General features: G+C 72.4%; 19 protein-coding genes. 10 read left to right on the forward strand and 9 right to left on the reverse strand.

The window, feature by feature from the left end:
* Positions 1-41: 41 nt before the first annotated feature.
* Entirely contained in the window at positions 42-1,190 is a 1,149-nt protein-coding gene (locus GY170_RS11140) for a glycosyltransferase family 61 protein (RefSeq protein ID WP_163893533.1), read from the forward strand.
* A 27-nt stretch (positions 1,191-1,217) separates the two neighbouring features.
* Here GY170_RS11140 and GY170_RS11145 read toward each other — a convergent pair whose 3' ends face one another.
* Positions 1,218-1,814 carry a TetR/AcrR family transcriptional regulator gene (locus GY170_RS11145; protein WP_163893535.1) on the reverse strand — a complete coding sequence of 199 codons (597 nt, stop codon included), beginning with the start codon at positions 1,812-1,814 and terminating at the stop codon, positions 1,218-1,220.
* A 104-nt stretch (positions 1,815-1,918) separates the two neighbouring features.
* Between GY170_RS11145 and GY170_RS11150 the strand changes: the two genes are divergently transcribed.
* Positions 1,919-2,638 (forward strand): ABC transporter ATP-binding protein, encoded by a 720-nt coding sequence (locus tag GY170_RS11150; RefSeq protein WP_163893537.1) that lies wholly within the window; start codon positions 1,919-1,921, stop codon positions 2,636-2,638.
* A 1-nt stretch (position 2,639) separates the two neighbouring features.
* Positions 2,640-3,374 carry an ABC transporter permease gene (locus GY170_RS11155; protein WP_163893538.1) on the forward strand — a complete coding sequence of 245 codons (735 nt, stop codon included), beginning with the start codon at positions 2,640-2,642 and terminating at the stop codon, positions 3,372-3,374.
* Between the two features lie 88 nt (positions 3,375-3,462).
* Here GY170_RS11155 and GY170_RS11160 read toward each other — a convergent pair whose 3' ends face one another.
* The 5 genes from GY170_RS11160 to GY170_RS11180 all read right to left on the reverse strand — a co-directional run bounded on the left by GY170_RS11160 (position 3,463) and on the right by GY170_RS11180 (position 9,085).
* Positions 3,463-3,978 carry a sarcosine oxidase subunit gamma gene (locus GY170_RS11160; protein ID WP_163893540.1) on the reverse strand — a complete coding sequence of 172 codons (516 nt, stop codon included), beginning with the start codon at positions 3,976-3,978 and terminating at the stop codon, positions 3,463-3,465.
* The gene (locus GY170_RS11165; RefSeq protein WP_163893542.1) at positions 3,971-6,931 is read right to left on the reverse strand and encodes a sarcosine oxidase subunit alpha family protein; all 2,961 of its coding nucleotides are present in this window, start codon (positions 6,929-6,931) and stop codon (positions 3,971-3,973) included. Before GY170_RS11165 ends, GY170_RS11160 begins: the two co-directional genes overlap by 8 nt.
* Complete coding sequence (locus tag GY170_RS11170; protein ID WP_163893544.1) at positions 6,928-7,257, reverse strand: sarcosine oxidase subunit delta; 330 nt, start codon at positions 7,255-7,257, stop codon at positions 6,928-6,930. The genes GY170_RS11165 and GY170_RS11170 overlap by 4 nt, the downstream gene beginning before the upstream one ends.
* 66 nt (positions 7,258-7,323) lie before the next feature.
* Positions 7,324-7,737, reverse strand: a complete 414-nt coding sequence (locus GY170_RS11175) for a hypothetical protein (RefSeq protein WP_163893546.1) — start codon at positions 7,735-7,737, stop codon at positions 7,324-7,326.
* 97 nt (positions 7,738-7,834) lie between these two features.
* Positions 7,835-9,085, reverse strand: coding sequence for a sarcosine oxidase subunit beta family protein (locus tag GY170_RS11180; protein WP_163893548.1), 1,251 nt, complete (start codon positions 9,083-9,085; stop codon positions 7,835-7,837).
* 310 nt (positions 9,086-9,395) lie between these two features.
* On the opposite strand from GY170_RS11180, the gene ccmI reads away from it, so the two are divergent.
* From ccmI to GY170_RS11195, 3 genes are read left to right on the forward strand one after another with little or no spacing between them, the layout of a single operon-like run.
* Positions 9,396-10,607, forward strand: a complete 1,212-nt coding sequence (ccmI, locus tag GY170_RS11185; protein WP_163893550.1) for a c-type cytochrome biogenesis protein CcmI — start codon at positions 9,396-9,398, stop codon at positions 10,605-10,607.
* Positions 10,608-10,664: 57 nt separating this feature from the next.
* Positions 10,665-11,141, forward strand: a complete 477-nt coding sequence (ruvX, locus tag GY170_RS11190; RefSeq protein WP_163893552.1) for a Holliday junction resolvase RuvX — start codon at positions 10,665-10,667, stop codon at positions 11,139-11,141.
* Positions 11,138-11,386 carry a DUF1289 domain-containing protein gene (locus GY170_RS11195; protein WP_163893554.1) on the forward strand — a complete coding sequence of 83 codons (249 nt, stop codon included), beginning with the start codon at positions 11,138-11,140 and terminating at the stop codon, positions 11,384-11,386. Before ruvX ends, GY170_RS11195 begins: the two co-directional genes overlap by 4 nt.
* Here GY170_RS11195 and GY170_RS11200 read toward each other — a convergent pair.
* Complete coding sequence (locus GY170_RS11200) at positions 11,383-12,585, reverse strand: UbiH/UbiF/VisC/COQ6 family ubiquinone biosynthesis hydroxylase (protein ID WP_235937835.1); 1,203 nt, start codon at positions 12,583-12,585, stop codon at positions 11,383-11,385. The two genes, GY170_RS11195 and GY170_RS11200, sit on opposite strands and share 4 nt — an antisense overlap.
* Positions 12,586-12,669: 84 nt before the next feature.
* On the opposite strand from GY170_RS11200, the gene GY170_RS11205 reads away from it, so the two are divergent.
* Positions 12,670-13,989, forward strand: a complete 1,320-nt coding sequence (locus tag GY170_RS11205; RefSeq protein ID WP_163893557.1) for an amidase — start codon at positions 12,670-12,672, stop codon at positions 13,987-13,989.
* A 10-nt stretch (positions 13,990-13,999) separates the two neighbouring features.
* Here the strand turns inward: GY170_RS11205 and aroB are convergent, their stop codons facing one another.
* Positions 14,000-15,109 carry a 3-dehydroquinate synthase gene (aroB, locus tag GY170_RS11210; protein ID WP_163893559.1) on the reverse strand — a complete coding sequence of 370 codons (1,110 nt, stop codon included), beginning with the start codon at positions 15,107-15,109 and terminating at the stop codon, positions 14,000-14,002.
* Positions 15,106-15,615, reverse strand: a complete 510-nt coding sequence (locus tag GY170_RS11215) for a shikimate kinase (RefSeq protein WP_235924163.1) — start codon at positions 15,613-15,615, stop codon at positions 15,106-15,108. Before GY170_RS11215 ends, aroB begins: the two co-directional genes overlap by 4 nt.
* A 285-nt stretch (positions 15,616-15,900) precedes the next feature.
* Here GY170_RS11215 and GY170_RS11220 point away from each other — a divergent pair, with 285 nt between their 5' ends.
* From GY170_RS11220 to GY170_RS11230, 3 genes are read left to right on the forward strand one after another with little or no spacing between them, the layout of a single operon-like run.
* Positions 15,901-16,050, forward strand: a complete 150-nt coding sequence (locus tag GY170_RS11220) for a hypothetical protein (protein ID WP_167803314.1) — start codon at positions 15,901-15,903, stop codon at positions 16,048-16,050.
* Positions 16,047-17,621: a hypothetical protein gene (locus GY170_RS11225; RefSeq protein ID WP_163893562.1), complete on the forward strand. Its 1,575-nt coding sequence runs from the start codon at positions 16,047-16,049 to the stop codon at positions 17,619-17,621. The genes GY170_RS11220 and GY170_RS11225 overlap by 4 nt, the downstream gene beginning before the upstream one ends.
* On the forward strand, positions 17,618-18,556 hold the full coding sequence (locus GY170_RS11230; RefSeq protein ID WP_163893564.1) for a tyrosine recombinase: 939 nt from the start codon (positions 17,618-17,620) through the stop codon (positions 18,554-18,556). Before GY170_RS11225 ends, GY170_RS11230 begins: the two co-directional genes overlap by 4 nt.
* Positions 18,557-18,594 lie beyond the last annotated feature (38 nt).

Genomic DNA, 18,594 nt, shown 5'->3' on the forward strand with positions numbered 1-18,594 from the left:
GTGGCGCGACTCGCGGCCACGGCGAACAAGAACGAGCAGGCATGGCAGACCCCTTCCCCTTCGAGGTGCCGGAGATTTCCGGCCCCATTGCATCGCATATCACGAAGCTGGAGCGGGCGTATGTCGTGCCGCCGCCCAAGGGCGGGCCCAACCAGTCCGTCCAGCGCTCCGGCGTGCTGACGGCCGAGGGGGCGCCGGTGGAGAACGCCGTCACCTGGCGGGGGACGACGCCGGTGACGGTGCCGCCCGCCATGCCGGAGGGCGAGGTGGACCAGCTGGAGGGGCGATGGCTCTTCCTCGGGCCGCTCTTCGGGCATTTCGGCCATTTCCTCGTGGAGAGCATCTGCCGCATCTGGGCGGTGGATCAGCTGCGCGGCCAGCTGGACGGCGTGCTCTACGTGCCGAAGTTCCAGAACCGGCCGGAGCATGTGGCGAACGTCTACCGCCCCTTCCTCGAGGCGCTGGGGGTGGACCTGCCGATGCGCAACATCGAGGACCCGGCGCAGGTGGAGCAGCTCTTCGTGCCGCGGCAGGGCTTCGGCATGTTCCAGATGATCGAGGGCGCGCCGGAGTTCCGCGCCTTCATCCGCGCCCATGCCGGCAAGACGGTGGCGCCGGAGGGGTCGGCGAAGATCTACATCTCCCGCTCCGAGCTGCCGGGGGCGCGGGGCTCGGTGCTCTTCGAGCGGCGGCTGGAGGGCTGGCTGGAGGCTGAGGGATACGTGCCTTACCACCCGCAGAAGCACAGCCATCTGGAGCAGATCGCGGCTTACCGCGCCGCGCGGCACATCATCGCCGTCGATTGCTCGCCGCTGCACCTGCTCGGCATGGTGGGCGACGAGGGGCAGAAGGTCGGCGTCATCGCCCGGCGCGACGGCGACCTCGACGAGATCTTCGCCCGCCAGATCCGCGCCTTCCAGGGGGCGGAGGCGCGGGCCTTCAATCACCTGCGCCGCAACTGGATCGAGGCGCATGGCAACCGCCCGAGCCGCACGAGCTGGGGGGAGCTGGACTACCCGGCGCTCCGCGAGAGCCTGATGGCCGCCGGCCTGATCAAGGGCGTGGAGGCCTGGGAGGAGCCGACGGAAGCGGACTACGAGGCGGAGCTCGACAGGATCGCCGCCGCCGCGGGGCACCGGTTCAAGCCGTGGGACGGGCCGAAGGGCAAGGCGCCGGGGGACGGGGACTAAGGGTCCGGCGTCGGTGTCTCGCCGGCGTCAGGCAGGGCGCGCGGTCACGAGCGGCAGGAAGATATCGTCGATGATCTCGTCGATGCCGGCGTCGGAGATCGTCTCGAGCGTCATCACCTCCTCGTAGATTGTCAGGTCGATCATCAGCGTCGTTATCCGCGGCGTCAGGCGGGCGGGGTCGATCTCGCCCCTCGCGACGGCACGGTCGAGGATGCTGCCCACCGTATGGGGATCGGCGATGTCAGCCCGCAGCTGATACATGTTCGACCGCGCCTCGTGCAGATCGTCTCCCATCTCGAAGATGTAGCGCAGCAAGGTCGGCGGCGTACGATCGGCAAGGCCGCGGAGCAACGCGCGCAGCTCGTCCCGCAGGTTGCCCATATCGGGCACGACGACGGGATGCTGGCGCACGAAACGCGCCAGCGCCGCCGTCGCCAGCGCCATGACGCTGGGCCAGCGGCGGGCCAGCACCGGCCGGCTGGTGCCCGCCCGGCTCGCCACCGCCTGCAGGGTCAGGCCGCGATACCCGCCATCGTTCAATTCCTCCCACGCCGCATCGAGAATGGCGCCCTCAAGAGCTTCTCCACGCCGTCGGCTTCCATTGCTGTCTGTCGAGCTACTCATGGGTAAGATGCAAACAGCATCCTATTGACGGGATCAAGGCTCAGCATTAGATGCGCTATGCATCTTATGGCCGGCCTGCACCCGGCGCCTCCCCGGAGACCGGCATGACCGCAAGGCTCGAACTGAAATCCGTCACCAAGCTCTTCCCCTCTGGCGACGGTGTCAGTGGCATCGATTTCACGATCAGGGCCGGTGAGATCCACGCGCTCGTCGGGCTCAACGGCGCGGGCAAATCGACCCTGATGCGGCTTATGCTGGGCATGAAGCGGCCGGACAGCGGCGAGGTGCTGATCGAGGGCGTCCCGCTTCAGAGCCTCGATCCGCGACGCTGGTCGCGCGTCGGCCATCTCATCGAGTACCCCTTCGCCTATGGCGAGCTGAGCGTCCGCCAGAACCTCGTGCTCGCGGCCCGGCTGCGCGGCATGGAGACGGCCCGCGCCCGTCAGGTGGCGGCCGACATCATCACCGGCCTGGCCCTGCAGAAATTCGCCGAGCGCCGGGTGGCGGATCTGTCGCTGGGCAACCGGCAGCGCGTCGGCCTCGCGGCAGCGCTGCAGCACGCCCCCGACCTTGTGATCCTCGACGAGCCGACCAACGCGCTCGATCCATCGGGCATGATCGTGCTGCGCGACACGCTCCTCGCCCGCGCCGCCGCCGGCGCCGCGATCCTCGTGTCGAGCCACCACCTCGACGAGATCGCCCGCATCGCCGACCGCATCACGGTGATCAACGCCGGCCGCATCATCGGATCGCTGGAGCCCGGGCAGGCGGAGATCGAGCGCGCCTTCTTCTCGCTCGTCAGCGCAGACGCGGAGGCCGCTTGACATGAACGCCCTGGTTACGGCGCTCGGCGTCGAATGGTCGAAGTTCCGTCACGCCCGCTTCGGGCAGCTCGCGACCCTCGGCATCATCCTCGTGACGGCGGTGATCAGCCCACTGATGAACATGGGCGACGCCTCGACCCTGTCTGCGGGCGACTGGGCCCGCTACTTCGATCTCACCGCCGGCACCGTCGCCACCGGCGGCCTCTTCGGGTTCGGCCTCGTCGCCGTCTGGCTCTTCGCCCGCGAATTCGCCGATGGCACGATTGCCGGCCTGTTCGGATTGCCGGTCCGGCTGTCCACCGTGGCGCTGGCGAAGCTCGTGATGTTCGTTCTCTGGGCCAGCGCAACGACGCTGGCCATGACCCTCGCGCTGGTCCTCGCAGGCCTGCCGTTCGGCCGTGGCCCCTTCGGCCCGGAGGCGACGATGGCACTGGGCCGGCTCGTCGCGGTGAGCCTGCTGACAGCTTGGCTGACGCTGCCCTTTGCGCTGGTGGCGAGCCTGTCGCGCGACTACCTCGGTCCGATCGGGGCAATCCTGCTGGCTGTCATCGTCAGCTCGGTCCTCGCCGATGGCGGGCTCGGCGGCTGGGTGCCGTTCGCCGCACCCGGATACTGGGCGGCAGCGGGCGGGTCGGCCGATCCCACGGCCACGATCCTGCAGGTGTCAGGGAGCCTCGTACTCGGCCTCATCTGCGCCGCCTTGACCCTGCGCGCCTGGCGGCGGCTGGAGATCTAGGCGCCTGTCCCGGGCAGGCGCCGCTGGCGCCACGAATTCCGCGCGGAATTCGTGCACGGAAATCGCGCGATTTCCGTCGGCCCACCGCTCAGAAGAACCCCACGGGCCCCGCCGCTGCCGAATGCGCCAAGAGCTCCTCGAGGTAGTCCGACACCGAGCGGAAGCAGACGACGTCGAAGCTGTCCGTCCCGCTCGCCCAGAAGGCCGCCGGCACCTGGCCGAGGCGGGAGCGGCGGACCTCGCCCTCCGGCAGCGCCGCCGGCGAGACATCGGCCGGGGAGAGCTTGGCCAGCACCTCCCGCACGAAGGGCCCCGTCACGCGGAAGCGCACCCGCATGGCGGAGACGTCGAGCGCGAGGTGGTGCACCCCCGTCAGCTTCTCCTCCAGCGCCTGGGCGAGGCCCGTGGCCGCGCCGGGCGCGCAGAAGAGCATCAGTTCGTCGGGCGACATCCAGGCCAGCGCCCGCTCCGGCCCGCCGGTGATCCGCCGCTGCTCCGGCACGTCCAGCCCCGCGACATGCGCCGCCGCCTCTCCGACCGCGCCGAACTCGCCGCGCAGCAGGACCATGCCGGTGGGCACGCGGTAGATGCTTGTCTCAGCCATCGAGCCGCTCCCCTTCCCTGTCATAGAGCACCGGGTCGCAGACGCGCGCGGTGATCGCGCCGCCCTGCCCGTCCGTCACCTCGACCATCTCGCCCATCCTGTCCGGCCCGTGGATGAGCAGCGCCATGGCGATGCCGCGCCCGAAGGTCGGGGAGTAGTAGGTGGAGGTGACGCGCCCCTGCGTGTGGCGCTGGCCGTTGGCGTTCTCCCCCGGCGCCATGATGTAGGCGCCCTCGGGCAGCACCGCGCCGCCATCCGCCTCCAGCCCCACGAGCTTCCAGCGCTTGGGGTCGGCCATGTGCGGGCGCTCCTGCGCGCGCTTGCCGAGGTAATCTTCCTTCTTCTTTGCGATGGCCCAGCCGAGGTTCAGATCCTGCGGGATGATTGTCCCGTCCGTCTCCTCGCCGATCATGATGAAGCCCTTCTCGGCCCGCAGCACGTGCATCGCCTCGGTGCCGTAGGGGGTTACCCCATGCGCGGCGCCGGCCTGCAGGAGGGCCTCCCAGAGCTCCATCCCCCGGTCCGCCGGGACGGCGATCTCGTAGGAGAGCTCGCCGGAGAAGGAGATGCGGAAGACGCGCGCCGGCAGCCCACCGAGCTCCCCCTCCGCCCAAGTCATGAAGGGCAGCGCCGCCTTGGAGACATCCATGCCGCCGAGGCTTTCGAGCACCGCGCGCGCCTTGGGGCCCGCGACGGCGACCTGCGCCCATTCCTCGGTGACGTTGGCGGTGTAGACCTGCCAGTCCCACCACTCGCATTGCAGCCAGTCTTCCATGTGGGCGTGGATATGCTCCGCCCCGCCGGTGGTGGTGTGGCAAAGCCAGGTATCCTCGGCCAGCCGGGCGACGACGCCGTCATCCACGAGGAAGCCGTTCTCGTTGCAGATCAGCCCGTAGCGGCACTTGCCGACGGCGATGGACGAGGGCCGCCCGGTGTAGATCATGTCGAGGAAGCGCCCGGCATCGGGGCCCTTCACGACGATCTTGCCGAGGGTGGAGGCGTCGAGCAGCCCGACGGAATTGCGCACCGCCTGCACCTCGCGCGTCACAGCGGTGTGCCGGTCCTCCGCGCCCTTGAGGTAGGCGTAGGGGCGGCGCCACTGGCCCACCGGCTCCCACGTCGCGCCATTGGCCTCGTGCCAGCCGTGGATCGGCGTCCGGCGGACGGGCTGGAACAGTGGCCCCCGCGCCGCGCCGGCGATGGAGCCCATGGAGATGGGCGTGTAGGGCGGGCGGAAGGTGGTCGTGCCGGTGGCCGGGATGGCGGCGTTGAGCGCGCCGGAGAGGACGGCGAGGCCGTTGATGTTGCTCAGCTTGCCCTGATCGGTCGCCATGCCGAGCGTCGTGTAGCGCTTGGCGTGCTCGACGCTCTCGTAGCCCTCGCGGGCGGCCAACTCGACGTCGGAGACCTTCACGTCGTTCTGGTAGTCGAGGAACATCTTTCGCTTGAGCGCCGGCCCGGCGCCCTGCGGCATGATCCAGACGGGGGCCATCGGCTCCTCCGCCGGCTCGCTGACGTCCAGCTCCAGCCCCGCATCGGCGAGCGCCGCCGCCGTGCCGAGATGGCCGTTGGCCGTCCCCGTGACGGAGGCGATGGGCTGGCCCTTGTCGCCCCGCGGCGGGCGCGAGGCGTCGGGGCGGAAGAGCGCCTGCGCCTCGTCCCATGTCAGCTTGCCGCCGCAATGGGACCACAGGTGCACGGCCGGCGACCAGCCGCCGGACATGGCCACGGCGTCGCAGGCGATATGCTCCATCGCGCCGCCCTCGCCGAGCTGCAGGCCGATCTCGACGCCGGTGACGCGCTTCTTGCCATCGACCTTCACGATCGCGCGGCCCGGCTCCACCCGGATGCCGGCGTCGCGGGCGGCCTGCGGCAACGCCCCCGTCACCTGCGGGCGGGCATCGACGATGACCGGCACCGCCAGCCCCGCCCGGTACAGGGCGAGCGCCGTGCGGTAGGCGTCGTCGTTGTTCGTCACCACCACCGTGCGGTCTCCCGGCGAGATCGCCCAGTTGACGAGGTAATCGCGCACGGCGGAGGCCAGCATCACCCCCGGAACATCGTTGCCGGCGAAGGAGAGCGGCCGCTCCAGCGCGCCCGTGGCCAACCGGGTCTCCTCGGCGCGGATGCGCCAGAGCCGGTGGCGGGGGCCGGGTGTGGCGGGGGCGTGATCGCTCACCCGCTCGTAGGCCATGAGGTAGCCGTGGTCGTAGAGGCCGGAGGCCATTGTCCGCGTGCGCATCCGCACGTTCGCCATGGTCTCAAGCTCTTGCAGGGCGCTCTTCACCCAGTCTTCGGCGCTCTGCCCGTCGATCTGGGGGGCGTCCACCACGGCCCGGCCGCCCCAATGGGCGGTCTGTTCGATCAGGAGCACCTCGCGACCCTCGCGCCCCGCGGTCAGCGCCGCGGCGAGGCCGGAGATGCCGCCGCCGACGATCACCAGATCGACGTGGACGTGGAAATGCTCGTAGGTCGAGCCGTCCGCCTCCTGCGGCGGCTTCCCCAGCCCGGCGGACTGGCGGATGAAGGGCTCGTAGACGTGCTTCCAGAAGCTGCGCGGCCAGAGGAACGTCTTGTAGTAGAACCCCGCCGGCAAGAAGCGTGTCAGGGCGGAGTTCACCGCCCCCACGTCATGCTCGAGGCTCGGCCAGTGGTTCTGGCTCGTCGCCGTCAGGCCGGCATGCAGCTCCGCCGCCGTCGCCCGCTGGTTCGGCTCGAAGAAGGCGCCCTCACCGAGGCCCACCAGCGCGTTCGGCTCCTCGGCGCCGGAGGCGACGAGGCCGCGCGGCTGGTGGTACTTGAAGGAGCGGCCGAGCAGCATCTGCCCCTGCCCGAGCAGCGCCGAGGCCAGCGTGTCGCCGGCATAGCCATGCAGGCGCTTGCCGTCGAAGGTGAAGTCCAGCGGCTGGCTCCTGTCGAGGAGCCGGCCGCCCGTGGGCAGGCGTGCACTCATGAAAAGTCCCTCCACCGCCAGCCGGGATGGCGCTCGGTGATCGCGGCGCGGATATGCTCCGGCGGCTCGGTCGTCTGGGCGGGATAGGTGCCGAACACCTCCAGCGTCGCGGTGTCGCGCGCGGCTAGGAACCACTTGCCGCAGCCATAGGCGTGGCGCCAGCGCTCGAAATGCGGGCCGCGCGGGTTCTCCCGCATGAAGAGGTAGTCCTCGACCTCGCTCTCCGACGCGCCGGGGCCGGCGCGGCGGACATGCGCCTCGCCGCCACCGGCCAGCTCGGTCTCGTCGGCGGTGACGCCGCAGCAGGGACAGGTCAGAATCAGCACGGGCGGCCCCCTGGGCTGGAGGCCGCCGCGCCCCTCGCATGAGGGAAGCCTTGCAGGCCGTTGATCTTATTCGAGAACAGGTTCCGACGCAGGCACGCCCGCATCGGTGTCGTCAGCCGGCGGAGCCTCGTCGAGCGGCACGCCGTCGTCGGTGAGAACCTCCTCGGCCGGCGGCTCCAGATCGGCGCCCTCGCCGGTCGCGGGGTCGACGCCCACGGCATCGACGCCATCGGTGGTTTCCAGCTCCGAGTCCAGCGCGCCGACGGCGGGATCGCTTTCCAGCCCCTCCTCGATCGGGCCGCGATCCGGGATCGCCCAGGCGAGCAGCGCGATGACGACGAGGATGCCGACGATCGCCGCGGCGATGAGCCCGGCCTTGCCGCGGCGGGAGCGGGACGGCTCTGCGACAAGCCGGGAGCTCTGGCCGGGCTGATCGGGCCTCGTGCCCGGACGCTCGGAATCGGAATGGGTGTTCGACATGGGGGCCTCCGTGAAGCGGTTGCCCTCGCAACGCCCCCCTCCGGCTGCCGGTTCCGCCGGGTCATAGCGGGAAGCCGCCGATCAAGCTGATGCGCCATCAATGCGCCACCCCCGCCGCCACGCTCTCGTCGATGAAGCGCCCCTCGCGGAAGCGCTCCATCCCGAAGGCGGCGGAGAGCGGCGAGTGGCCCTTGGCCATCAGCTCCGCCATCGCCCAGCCGGAGCCGGGGATGGCCTTGAAGCCGCCCGTCCCCCAGCCGCAGTTCACGAAGATCCCGTCCACCGGCGTCTTGGAGATAATCGGCGAGCGGTCCCCCGTCATGTCGACGATGCCGCCCCATTGCCGCAGCATCTTCAGCCGCGAGATCATCGGGAAGGTCTCCACCAGCGCGCGCACCGTCTCCTCGATATGGTGGAAGCTCCCGCGCTGCGTGTAGTTGTTGAAGGCGTCGGTGCCGCCGCCGATGACCATCTCGCCCTTGTCGGACTGGCTCATGTAGCCGTGCACCGTGTTGGCCATCACCACCACGTCCATGCAGGGCTTGATCGGCTCGCTCACCAGCGCCTGCAGCGCGAGGCTCTCGATCGGCAGGCGGAAGCCGGCCTTCTGCGCCAGCACGCCGGAATGGCCGGCGACGACCAGCCCCAGCTTGCCGCAGCCGATCTCGCCCTTGCTCGTCTCCACCACCGTCACCTGCCCGCCCTCGGAGCGGATGCCGGTGACCTCGCAGTTCTGGATGATGTCCATCCCCATGTCGGAGCAGGCCCGCGCGTAGCCCCAGGCGACGGCATCGTGCCGCGCCGTGCCGCCGCGCGCCTGCCAGAGCGCGCCGAGCACGGGGTACCGCGGCCCCTTGAGCTCGATGATCGGCACCAGCTCCTTCACGCGCTCGGGCGAGATGAACTCCGTCGTCACGCCCTGGATGGAGTTGGCATGGGCGGTGCGCTTGTAGCCGCGCACCTCGTGCTCGGTCTGTGCCAGCATCATGACGCCCCGGGGGGAGAACATGACGTTGTAGTTCAGCTCCTGGCTGAGCGTCTCGTAGAGGGCGCGGGACTTCTCGTAGATCGCCGCCGACGGGTCCTGCAGGTAGTTGGAGCGGATGATCGTGGTGTTGCGGCCTGTGTTGCCGCCGCCGAGCCAGCCCTTCTCCAGCACCGCGACGTTGCGGATGCCGAAGTTCTTGCCGAGGTAATAGGCCGTCGCCAGACCATGGCCGCCGGCGCCGACGATGATCACGTCGTAGCGCGGCTTCGGGCTCGCCTTGGCCCAGGCGCGCTGCCAGCCGAGGTGGTCGCGAAGCGCCTCCCGGGCGAGGGCAAAGGCGGAATAGCGGCGGGTGGACATGCGAATCCCCGTTCTGCGTCTGAGGCTCTTCTGACGCCGCAGGGCGCCGGCCATCCTGTTGGTTGCGGCACCTCTTTGCCCGAAACCGACAGCCTCACGTTGCGGCGAGCCCGGCGTGACCGGGGCCCCCTCGCCCTTTTCAAAATACTCTCTTCGATCGCCAGTGTCGCGCCATCGGTCCGGGCGTCAAGGGCGACGCGGGGCACAAGCCCCTCGCTCCCTCCCCGTCCCTCGCCGCCGGTCACGAATGGCGCACCCCCGCCGCCGCCCGCCCCTTTCGCCTCCCCCACCCCGGCGCTAGAGAGGGCGCATGTTCTGGGCACTCGCTCTTCTCATGGCGCTCGGCGTCGGGCTGATCCTCTGCCTGCCGCTGATGCGCCCCGGCACCGCCAGCGGCGGCAGCTCCGACAGGGCGCTCTACCGCGCCCAGCTGGAGGAGGTGGAGCGTGACCGCGCCCGCGGCCTCCTCGGCGAGGCGGAGGCGGAGCGGGTGCGCACAGAGGTCGCCCGCCGCCTGCTCGCCGCGGTGGAGGAGGAGCGGGCCGGCACCGCGCCGCGCCCCGCCGCGCTGGCCGGCGCCGCCGCCGTGGTGCTGGCGCTCGCCGCCGGCGGCGCCGGGCTCTATCTCTGGCTCGGCGCGCCGGGCTACCCCGACATGCCGCGCGCCATGCGCATGCAGATGGCCGACGAGGCCCGCGAGGCGCGCCTGCCCCAGGCCCGGGCGGAGGAGATGGCCGCCGCCGCCATGCCGCCGCCGCCCGAGGCGCCGCAGGATTACCTCGACATGATCGCGCAGCTGCGCGAGGCGGTGCCGACGCGCCCCGACGATCCGCGCGGCTGGGAGCTTCTGGCCGAGCACGAGTTCGCCCTCGGCAACTACGCCGCCGCCGCCCGCGCGCAGGAGCGGCTGGTGGAGCTGCGGGGCGAGGACGTGACGATGGCGGATCGCGAGGGCCTGCTCGACCGCTGGGTCGCCGCCGCCGGCGGCTTCGTCTCCCCGGAGGCGGAAGGGCTGGCCCGCCAGATGCTGGAGATCGACGCGCAGAACGCCGCCGGGCGCTACTACCTCGGCCTCCTCCATGCCCAGTTCGACCGGCCGGACCTCGCCTTCTCGCTCTGGCGCCCGCTGGCGGAGGCGGGCGGCGCCGGCCCCTATGCCCAGCTCGCCCGCCTGCAGGTCTCCGACGTCGCCGCCGAGATGGGGCTGGACTACACGCCTCCCGCCGCCACGACCCGCGGGCCGGGGGCGGAGGATCTGGCCGCCGCCGCCGACATGACGGCCGAAGAGCAGCAGGCGATGGCGGAGGGCATGGTCTCCCGCCTCCTGCAACGGCTCGCCGAAGAGGGCGGCCCGGCGGAGGACTGGGCGCAGGCCATCCGGGCGCTCGGCGTCCTCGGCCGCGGCGAGGCGGCGGCGCCGATCTATGCCGAGGCGCAACAGGTCTTCGCCGGGGACGAGGCGGCCCTCGCCGCGCTCGCCAGCGCCGCCGAAGCTGCGGGACTGGAGCCCTCCGATGGCTGAGCCGATGGTCGAGAGCCGCCCGAGACGCGCCCGCAAGGGAGCGGCGAGGCCCCGCCCATGATCTGCGACAGCGCCGAGGCCTTCGCCGCCGCCCTGCCCCGCACCGGCGCCCTCATCGGCGCCGATCTCGGCACCGTCACGCTCGGCGTTGCCGTCTCCGACGGGCTGCGCTCCGTCGCCTCGCCGATCGAGACCATCAAGCGCAAGAAGTTCACCCTCGACGCTGCCCGCTTCCTCGCCATCTCGGAGGGGCGCGCCTGCGTCGGCATCGTGCTCGGCCTGCCGATCAACATGGACGGTTCCGAGGGCCCGCGCGCCCAGTCGACCCGCGCCTTCGCGCGCAACCTCTCGCGCCTCACCGAGCTGCCCATCGCCTTCTGGGACGAGCGGCTCTCCACCATGGCCGCCGAGCGGGCGCTGCTGGAAGCGGACACCTCCCGCCGCCGCCGCGCCGAGGTGATCGACCATGTCGCCGCCGGCTACATCCTGCAGGGGATGCTCGACCGGCTGGGTCATCTGGGGAGGCAGGCATGAGCGACGACGTCTGGCGCCGGGCGGAGATCGAGAGCCCTTGCGTGAAGACCTGCGTGGTCCACCCCAAGGCGAAGATCTGCGTCGGCTGCTACCGCACCATCGACGAGATCGCGCAGTGGACGAAGCTTAGCCCCGAGCAGCGCCACGCCATCATGGCCGATCTGCCGGCTCGCGCCCCGCTGCTCACCCAGCGGCGCGGCGGCCGCGCCGCCCGGCGGGGCGAGCCGGGATCCGACGAGAGCTAGCGCATCAGCGGCGGCAGGTCGCCCGTCAGCCCCGCCGCCTCGCGCATCAGCCCGCGCCTGAGCCCCGGCAGCGCCGAGACGGCCCCGAGCCCCAGCCGCCGGCCGGCGCGCAGAAGCGGGTTGTCGTTGGAGAAAAGGCGGTTGAACCCGTCCGTCGCCATCGCCAGCGCCGCCGTGTCGAAGCCCCGCCAGCTCTGGTAGCGCGCCAGCACCGGGGCGGAGCCGATGTCCTCCCCGCGCCGCACCGCCGCCCCCAGCACTTCCGCCAGCGCCGCCACGTCGCGAAAACCGGCGTTCAGCCCCTGCCCCGCCAGCGGGTGCAGCCCGTGCGCCGCATCGCCCACCAGCGCCAGCCGCGCCGCCACGAAGCGCTCCGCCAGCGACAGGCCCAGCGGGTAGGAGAAGCGCTTCGACGCCAGCGAGATCTGCCCGAGGTGAGAGCCGAAGGCGGGGCGCAGGGCGGCGAGGAACGCCTCCTCCTCCATCGCCATCAGCGCCTCGGCCCGCGCCGCCCGCTCGCTCCAGACGATGGAGCTGCGGTTCCCGCTCAGCGGCAGGATCGCCAGCGGCCCGCCCGGCATGAAGAACTGGTGCGCCACGCCCTCGTGCGGGCGCTCGTGCGCCACCGCGCAGGTGACGGCGATCTGCCCGTATTCCGTGCCCCGCCGCTTCAGCCCCGCGCGCATCGCCGTGCCGCTCCGCCGCCCGTCGGCGCCGACGATGAGCGTGCCCTCCAGCACCTCGCCGCCCTCCAGCGTCACCCGCGCGCCGCCCGGCCCCGTCTCCTGCGCGATGACCTTTGCGCCGGCCCGTTGCGTCACCCCGGCGCCCTCCAGCGCGGCGAGCAGCGCCGGGCGCAGGTGGCGATCCTCCACCATCTGGCCCATCGGCCCCTCTTCCAGCGCGCCGCGCTCGAAATGCAGCCAGAAGGGCCCGGCCCCCTCGCCGGCCACCCCGTCCGTCACCTTGATCTCCTCGATCGGCTGCGCCTCTGCGGCCACCGCCTCCCAGACGCCCAGCGCCTTGAGAAGCTTCACGGAGGCCGCGGCCAGCGCATAGGCGCGGCCGTCGAAGCCGGGGGCGGAGCGCGTCTCCGCCGGCAGGGCGTCGAGCAGGGTGGCGCCGATGCCGGCCTTGGCGAGGGCGAGGGCGAGCGCGGGGCCGTTGAGACCGCCGCCGATGATGAGGGCGTGCTGCATGGCCGATTTGTCGCGCCGCCGGGCCGCATTGTCCATGGGGGACGCTCGGGCTAGCCTCTGCCGCGGCAGGCAAGGGGGCGAATGATGGACGAGTGGCGGCAGATGAGCGCGGCGGCGCTGGGGCGCGGCATCGGCGCCGGCGAGATCGACCCGGTGGCACTGGCGGAGACCTTCCTCTCCGCCGCGGGCGAGAGCCACGACATCTACGCCCGCCTCACCCCCGACCGCGCCCTCGCCGAGGCCCGCGCCGCCGCCGACCGCGCCAAGACCGGCACCCGCCGCGGCCCGCTCGATGGCGTGCCGGTCTCCTGGAAGGACCTCTTCGATTCGGCCGGCGTGGCGACGGAAGCCGGCACCGCCCTGATGGCGGGCCGCGTGCCGGAGCGGGATGCCGCCGTGCTGGCCCGCGGCAGCGCCGAGGGGCTCGTCTGCCTCGGCAAGACGCATATGAGCGAGATCGCCTTCTCCGGCCTCGGCCTCAACCCGATCACGGCGACGCCGCCGAACATCCATGACCCGGAGGTGGTCCCCGGCGGCTCCTCCTCCGGCGCCGCCACCTCCGTCGCCTTCGGGCTGGCGGCGGGGGGCATCGGCTCCGACACCGGCGGCTCCTGCCGCATCCCCGCGGCGTGGAACGACATCACCGGCTTCAAGCCGGCCCATGGCGCCCTGCCGCTCACCGGCTCCGTCCCGCTCGCCGCCAGCTTCGACACCATCGGCCCCCTCGCCCGGACGGTCGAGGATTGCGCCCTCCTCTACGCCGCCCTCGGCGGGCGGGGGGTGGATCTCTCCGGCGCCAGCCTCGCCGGGCGGCGCCTGCTCTTGGTGGAGACGGTTGTCGGCGAGGGGCTGGAGGAGGCGCCCGCCGCCGGCCTCGCCCGCGCCGTGGAGGCGCTGGAGGCCGCCGGCGCGGTGGTGGAGCGGCGGGCGCTGCCCTGCCTCACCGGGGCCTACGAGCTCTCCGGCCCGCTCTACACCGGCGAGGCCTGGGGCGCGTGGTCTTCGTTGATCGAGCCGGCGCCGGAGAAGATGTTCCCCCAGATCCTCAAGCGCGTCTCCGCCGGCCGTGACGTGCCCGCCCCCCGCTTCGTCGCGGGGTGGGAGCGGCTGCGCGCCCTGCGCGAAGAGTTCCGCGCCGCCACCGCCGGCTACGACGCCGTAATCTGCGCCAGCGCCCCGCTCCTGCCGCCGAACAAGGCGCGGCTCCTGGAGGACGAAGATTACTACGTCGAGGCCAACCTGCTGACGCTGCGCAATACGCGGATGGCGAACCTCATGGGCCTCGCCTCGATCAGCCTGCCGACGGGCGTGCCCTCCGCCGGCCTCCTCCTCAACGCCCTGCCGGAGCGGGAGGGGCTGATGCTCCGCCTCGCCGCGGCGGCGGAGGCGGCGCTGGCCGGCTGACGGGCGCGCGTCAGCGCGCCGCCAGCGCCTCGGCCAGCATGTCCCGCACCGCATCGCCGGGGACATCGGAGGTGACGAAGGCCCCGCCGATGCCGCGCGCGAGGATGAAGCGCAGGCGCCCGTCCTGCACCTTCTTGTCCTGCATCATCAGGCCCATCAGCGCCTCGGCATCCGGCAGATCGCCGGGGATGTCGGCGAGGCTGCGTTTGGTGCCCATCGCGGCCAGATGCGCGGAGAGGCGGCTCGGGTCCTCCTGCGGGCAGAGGCCGAGCCGCGCGGAGAGCTCGAAGGCCAGCGCGCAGCCGATGGCGACGCCCTCGCCGTGGAGCAGCCGATCCGAGTAGCCCGTCGCCGCCTCCAGCGCGTGGCAGAAGGTGTGGCCGAGGTTGAGGAGCGCGCGGTCCCCCTGCTCCGTCTCGTCGCGCACGACGATCTCCGCCTTCATCTCGCAGGAGCGGTGGACGGCGTGCATCAGCGCCGCCTCCTCGCGGGCCTTCACGGCCTGCCAGTTCGCCTCCAGCCAGTCGAAGAAGGCGGCGTCGCCGAGGAGGCCGTATTTCACGACCTCGCCATAGCCGGCGAGGAAGTCCCGCTCCGGCAGCGTCGCCAGCAGGCCGAGGTCGGCCAGCACCAGCGAGGGCTGGTGGAAGGCGCCGGCGAGGTTCTTGCCCTGCGGCGTATTGATGCCCGTCTTGCCGCCGACGGAGCTGTCGACCTGCGCGAGCAGCGTGGTCGGGATCTGCACCAGCGGCATCCCCCGGCGGGCCGTGGCGGCGGCGAAGCCGGCAAGGTCGCCGATGACGCCGCCGCCGAAGGCGACGACAAGATCCGTCCGCTCGAAGCGCCCCTCCAGCAGGAATTCCGTGGCGCGGCGCAGGCCGTCCCAGCTCTTCGTCGCCTCGCCCGGCTCCAGCACCAGCCACTCGGAGGCGACGTCTCCCAGCCCCGCCTCCAACTCGGCGCGGTGCGCCGCGGCAACACGGGCCTCGGTGATGACCGCGACGCGGGGGCGGCGCAGCAGGGGTGCGAGGTGGGTGGCGGCGTCAGCGATGAGCCCGGCGCCGATGCGGATCTCGTAATCCCGGCCCGGCAGCGGGACGGGGACGGTTCGGTGGGTCATGTCGGCGTCTCCAGGATATCGGGGCGGCTGCGCAGCACCGCCAGCGCCCGCGTCGCCGTCTCCTCGATGGAGGCGCGGGCGACGGAGGGCACGCGCAGCTCGGCCATCTCGTAGACCGGGCGGCGCGCCGCCTCGAGCTCGGCGAGCGTCTGGCGCGGGTTGGCCGTGGCGAGCAGCGGGCGGCCGGACTTGTGGCGCACCCGCTCCCACAGCGTCGCGACGTCGGCATCGAGCCACATTGCTACGCCGGCCTCGCTGATGGCCTCGCGGTTGCGCTCGGCAAGGTAGGCGCCGCCGCCGGTGGAGAGGATGACGGGCGGTCCGGCGAGCAGGCGGAAGATCACCGCCGCCTCGCGGTCGCGGAAGAAGGATTCGCCGTCGCGGGCGAAGATCTCGGGGATGGAGGCCTGCGCCGCCTCCTCGATGGCGGCGTCGCTGTCGACAAAGGGCACGCCGAGGCGCAGCGCGAGGGCGCGGCCGATGGCCGTCTTGCCGGAGCCCATCATGCCGACGAGCGCGACAGAGCGCCTCAGGCGCAGCGCTCCCGTCCGTGCCGCCGGGTCCTGATTGCCGCTCACCTGCCCCCCTCCGCTGGTCGCCCCGCGCCATGGCTGGCGCGAGCATAACTTGTGCATTCCCCGTGCACGGCCGGTGCATGGCCGGTGATCGGCCTCTGCCGGGCCGGCCCGTCCCTGCCGATCCGCGGGGCCGGGGCCTTCAATGACGTGATCTTGCGCGAAAGACCATATATGAATGCGACAACAACAGGCAGGGCAGAGGCAGAGGCACCCATGTGGAGATTGATCAAGTTCCTGATCTACCTGATCATTCTGGCCGGGATAGGGCTTGTCGCCTTCGCCTATCTCGGCCCCATCTTCATGCCCGGCGATTTCGAACCGCCGGCGCAGGAGGTGACGATGCCGGTGGACCTCGGCCAATGACCCCCCGGGCGGCCGCCTCCCTCGGGCCGGCCCTCGGCCTCGCCCTCCTGCTGGCCCTGCCGCCCGCCCCGACGGCGGCGCAGCAGCAGGCCGGCGGCGGGGGCGGAGATCCGCTCTCCGCCATCGACTGGCTGTCGCGCTCCGTCGCCGTGCAGCCCACCGCGCCGACCGTCAACGAGCCGCCGGTGGCGGAGAGCGGCGCGCCGCCTGAGATCACCGTCACCCCGCTGGATGACCCCTCGCTCGACGCCGTCGGCCTCTATGGCCCGGCGGAGACGGGGCTGCCGCGGAGCCTCTGGGCCGGCAGCGAGGAGTCGCTGCTCGTCACCCTCATCGCGGCGGAGCGGCGCCAGTCCCTCCCCGCGATCGACGACCTGCTGACGCTCCTCCTCCTCGCGCGGGCCGATCCGCCGCGCGGTGCCGGGGCGGAGGATGCGATGTTCCTCGCCCGCATCGACAAGCTGCTCGACCTTGCCCGCCTCGAGGAGGCGGAGGCGCTGATCGGCGCCGCCGGGGTGGAGCATCCCGCTGCCTTCCGCCGCTGGTTCGACATCTCGCTGCTCATGGGCACCGAAAACGTCGCCTGCGCCCAGATGCAGACCCGTCCGGCCCTCGCGCCGACGCTGCCGGCCCGCGTCTTCTGCCTCGCCCGGCAGGGGGACTGGAACGCCGCCGCCCTGACGCTCGGGACCGCCCGCGCCATCGGCGCCGTCAGCGATGCCGAGGAGGAGCTGCTGACCCGCTTCCTCGACCCGGCCATCGCCGAGGACAGCGCCCCTCTGGCGGCGCCGGACCGGCTCTCCCCGCTCATCTTCCGCCTCTACGAGGCTATCGGGGAGGGAATGCCCACCGCCTCCTTGCCCCTCGCCTTCGCCCATGCCGAGCTGCGCGGCCTTTCCGCCTGGCGGACGGAGGTGGAGGCGGCCGAGCGGCTGGCCCGCGCCGGCGCCATCCCGCCGCAGGAGCTGGCGCGCATCTACCTCTCCGGCACGCCCGCCGCCTCGGGCGGGATCTGGGAGCGGGTGGATGCCGTGCAGGTGCTCGACCGTGCGCTCGACAGGGGCGACGACGCGGCGCTGGCAGACGCCCTGCCCCTCGCCGCCGAGCTGCTGAGCGCCGTGCACCTGCAGCCGGCCCTCGCCCGGCTGGTGGCCCCGCGCCTCGCCGGCAGGGAGCTGCCGCCGCCCGCCGCCGCGACGGCCTTCCGCCTCGCCCTGCTCACCGATGCCTACGAAGAAGCGGCGCAGGCCTACGAGCCGCAGACGGAGGAGGAGCGCTTCCTCGCCGCCATCGCCCGGGGAGACGCCTCCGCCATTGCCGGAGACAGCCCGCGCCAGCGCGCCGTCGTCAGCGCCTTCACGGGCCTCGCCCCGCCGGAGGTGCTCACCGGCCTCGTCGCGGAGGACCGGCTGGGCGAGGCCCTGCTGCGCGCCATCGCCCTCTTCAACGAGGGCCTGTCGGGGGACCCGCAGGCCGTGGCCGAGGCGCTGGCCTTCTTCCGCACCGTGGGGCTGGAGGATGTCGCCCGCCAGACGGCGCTGCAATATCTCATCCTCGAGGCGGTGGTGTGACCGCCCCCGCCACCTCCGACGGCTGGATCTCCCTCTATCTGGAGGCCGCGCAGGCGGAGGCGGGCGCCGCGACGAACACCGCCCTCGCCTACGGGCGGGATCTCGGCGACTTCGCCGCCCACCTCTCCGCCCGGGGCCTGACGCTGGCCGGGGCGGAGGAGGCGGACATCTCCGGCTACCTCGTCGCCTGCGAGGCCGCGGGGCTGGCGAAGACGACCCGCGCCCGCCGCCTCTCCGCCATCCGCCAGCTCTACCGCTTCGCCTACGAGGAAGGCTGGCGGGCGGACAATCCCTCCATCAAGCTCAAGGGCCCCGGCCGCTCCAAGCGCCTGCCGACCGTGCTGAGCGAGGCGGAGATGACGCGCCTGATCGAGGCCGCCTCCTCCGGCCGCGATGGCCTGCGCCGGGCCTGCCTCTTGGAGCTCGCCTACGCCACCGGCCTGCGGGTGACGGAGCTTGTCTCCCTGCCCCTGACCGCCGCGCGGGGCGAGCCGGCGATGCTGCTCGTGCGCGGCAAGGGCGGGCGCGAGCGGATGGTGCCGCTCGCCGGCCCCGCCCGCACCGCCCTCGCCGCCTGGGCGGCGGAGCGGGAGCGGCAGGAGGATCGCGCCCGCGCCGAGGGAAAGCCCGCCGCGAAGGCGCTCTTCCCCTCGCGCGGCAAGGCGGGGCACCTGACCCGGCAGGGGTTCTTCACCCTCCTGAAGGACCTCGCCGTGGAGGCCGGCGTCAGCCCGGACAAGGTGACGCCCCACGCGCTCCGCCATGCCTTCGCCACGCACCTCCTCGCCGGCGGGGCGGACCTGCGCTCCATCCAGCTGCTCCTCGGCCATGCGGACCTCTCCAGCACCGAGATCTACACCCATGTGCTCGACGAGAAGCTGAAAGAGCTCGTCCTCACCCACCATCCCATGGCCCGGCGCGGCGCTCAGGCTTGAAGCGCCGCCCCGACGGCCCCATAACTCCCAATCATCAT

This window comes from Pseudoroseicyclus tamaricis (assembly GCF_012070395.1).
Lineage (GTDB): Bacteria > Pseudomonadota > Alphaproteobacteria > Rhodobacterales > Rhodobacteraceae > Pseudoroseicyclus_A > Pseudoroseicyclus_A tamaricis.

Excerpts from the sequence above, each read along its gene's own strand:
- GY170_RS11140 (WP_163893533.1), top strand. The coding sequence starts at position 42 with ATGGCAGACCCCTTCCCCTTCGAGGTGCCGGAGATTTCCGGCCCCATT.
- GY170_RS11145 (WP_163893535.1), bottom strand. The coding sequence starts at position 1,814 with ATGAGTAGCTCGACAGACAGCAATGGAAGCCGACGGCGTGGAGAAGCT.
- GY170_RS11150 (WP_163893537.1), top strand. The coding sequence starts at position 1,919 with ATGACCGCAAGGCTCGAACTGAAATCCGTCACCAAGCTCTTCCCCTCT.
- GY170_RS11155 (WP_163893538.1), top strand. The coding sequence starts at position 2,640 with ATGAACGCCCTGGTTACGGCGCTCGGCGTCGAATGGTCGAAGTTCCGT.
- GY170_RS11160 (WP_163893540.1), bottom strand. The coding sequence starts at position 3,978 with ATGGCTGAGACAAGCATCTACCGCGTGCCCACCGGCATGGTCCTGCTG.
- GY170_RS11165 (WP_163893542.1), bottom strand. The coding sequence starts at position 6,931 with ATGAGTGCACGCCTGCCCACGGGCGGCCGGCTCCTCGACAGGAGCCAG.
- GY170_RS11175 (WP_163893546.1), bottom strand. The coding sequence starts at position 7,737 with ATGTCGAACACCCATTCCGATTCCGAGCGTCCGGGCACGAGGCCCGAT.
- GY170_RS11180 (WP_163893548.1), bottom strand. The coding sequence starts at position 9,085 with ATGTCCACCCGCCGCTATTCCGCCTTTGCCCTCGCCCGGGAGGCGCTT.
- ccmI (WP_163893550.1), top strand. The coding sequence starts at position 9,396 with ATGTTCTGGGCACTCGCTCTTCTCATGGCGCTCGGCGTCGGGCTGATC.
- ruvX (WP_163893552.1), top strand. The coding sequence starts at position 10,665 with ATGATCTGCGACAGCGCCGAGGCCTTCGCCGCCGCCCTGCCCCGCACC.
- GY170_RS11195 (WP_163893554.1), top strand. The coding sequence starts at position 11,138 with ATGAGCGACGACGTCTGGCGCCGGGCGGAGATCGAGAGCCCTTGCGTG.
- GY170_RS11200 (WP_235937835.1), bottom strand. The coding sequence starts at position 12,585 with ATGCAGCACGCCCTCATCATCGGCGGCGGTCTCAACGGCCCCGCGCTC.
- GY170_RS11205 (WP_163893557.1), top strand. The coding sequence starts at position 12,670 with ATGGACGAGTGGCGGCAGATGAGCGCGGCGGCGCTGGGGCGCGGCATC.
- aroB (WP_163893559.1), bottom strand. The coding sequence starts at position 15,109 with ATGACCCACCGAACCGTCCCCGTCCCGCTGCCGGGCCGGGATTACGAG.
- GY170_RS11215 (WP_235924163.1), bottom strand. The coding sequence starts at position 15,615 with ATGATGGGCTCCGGCAAGACGGCCATCGGCCGCGCCCTCGCGCTGCGC.
- GY170_RS11220 (WP_167803314.1), top strand. The coding sequence starts at position 15,901 with ATGTGGAGATTGATCAAGTTCCTGATCTACCTGATCATTCTGGCCGGG.
- GY170_RS11225 (WP_163893562.1), top strand. The coding sequence starts at position 16,047 with ATGACCCCCCGGGCGGCCGCCTCCCTCGGGCCGGCCCTCGGCCTCGCC.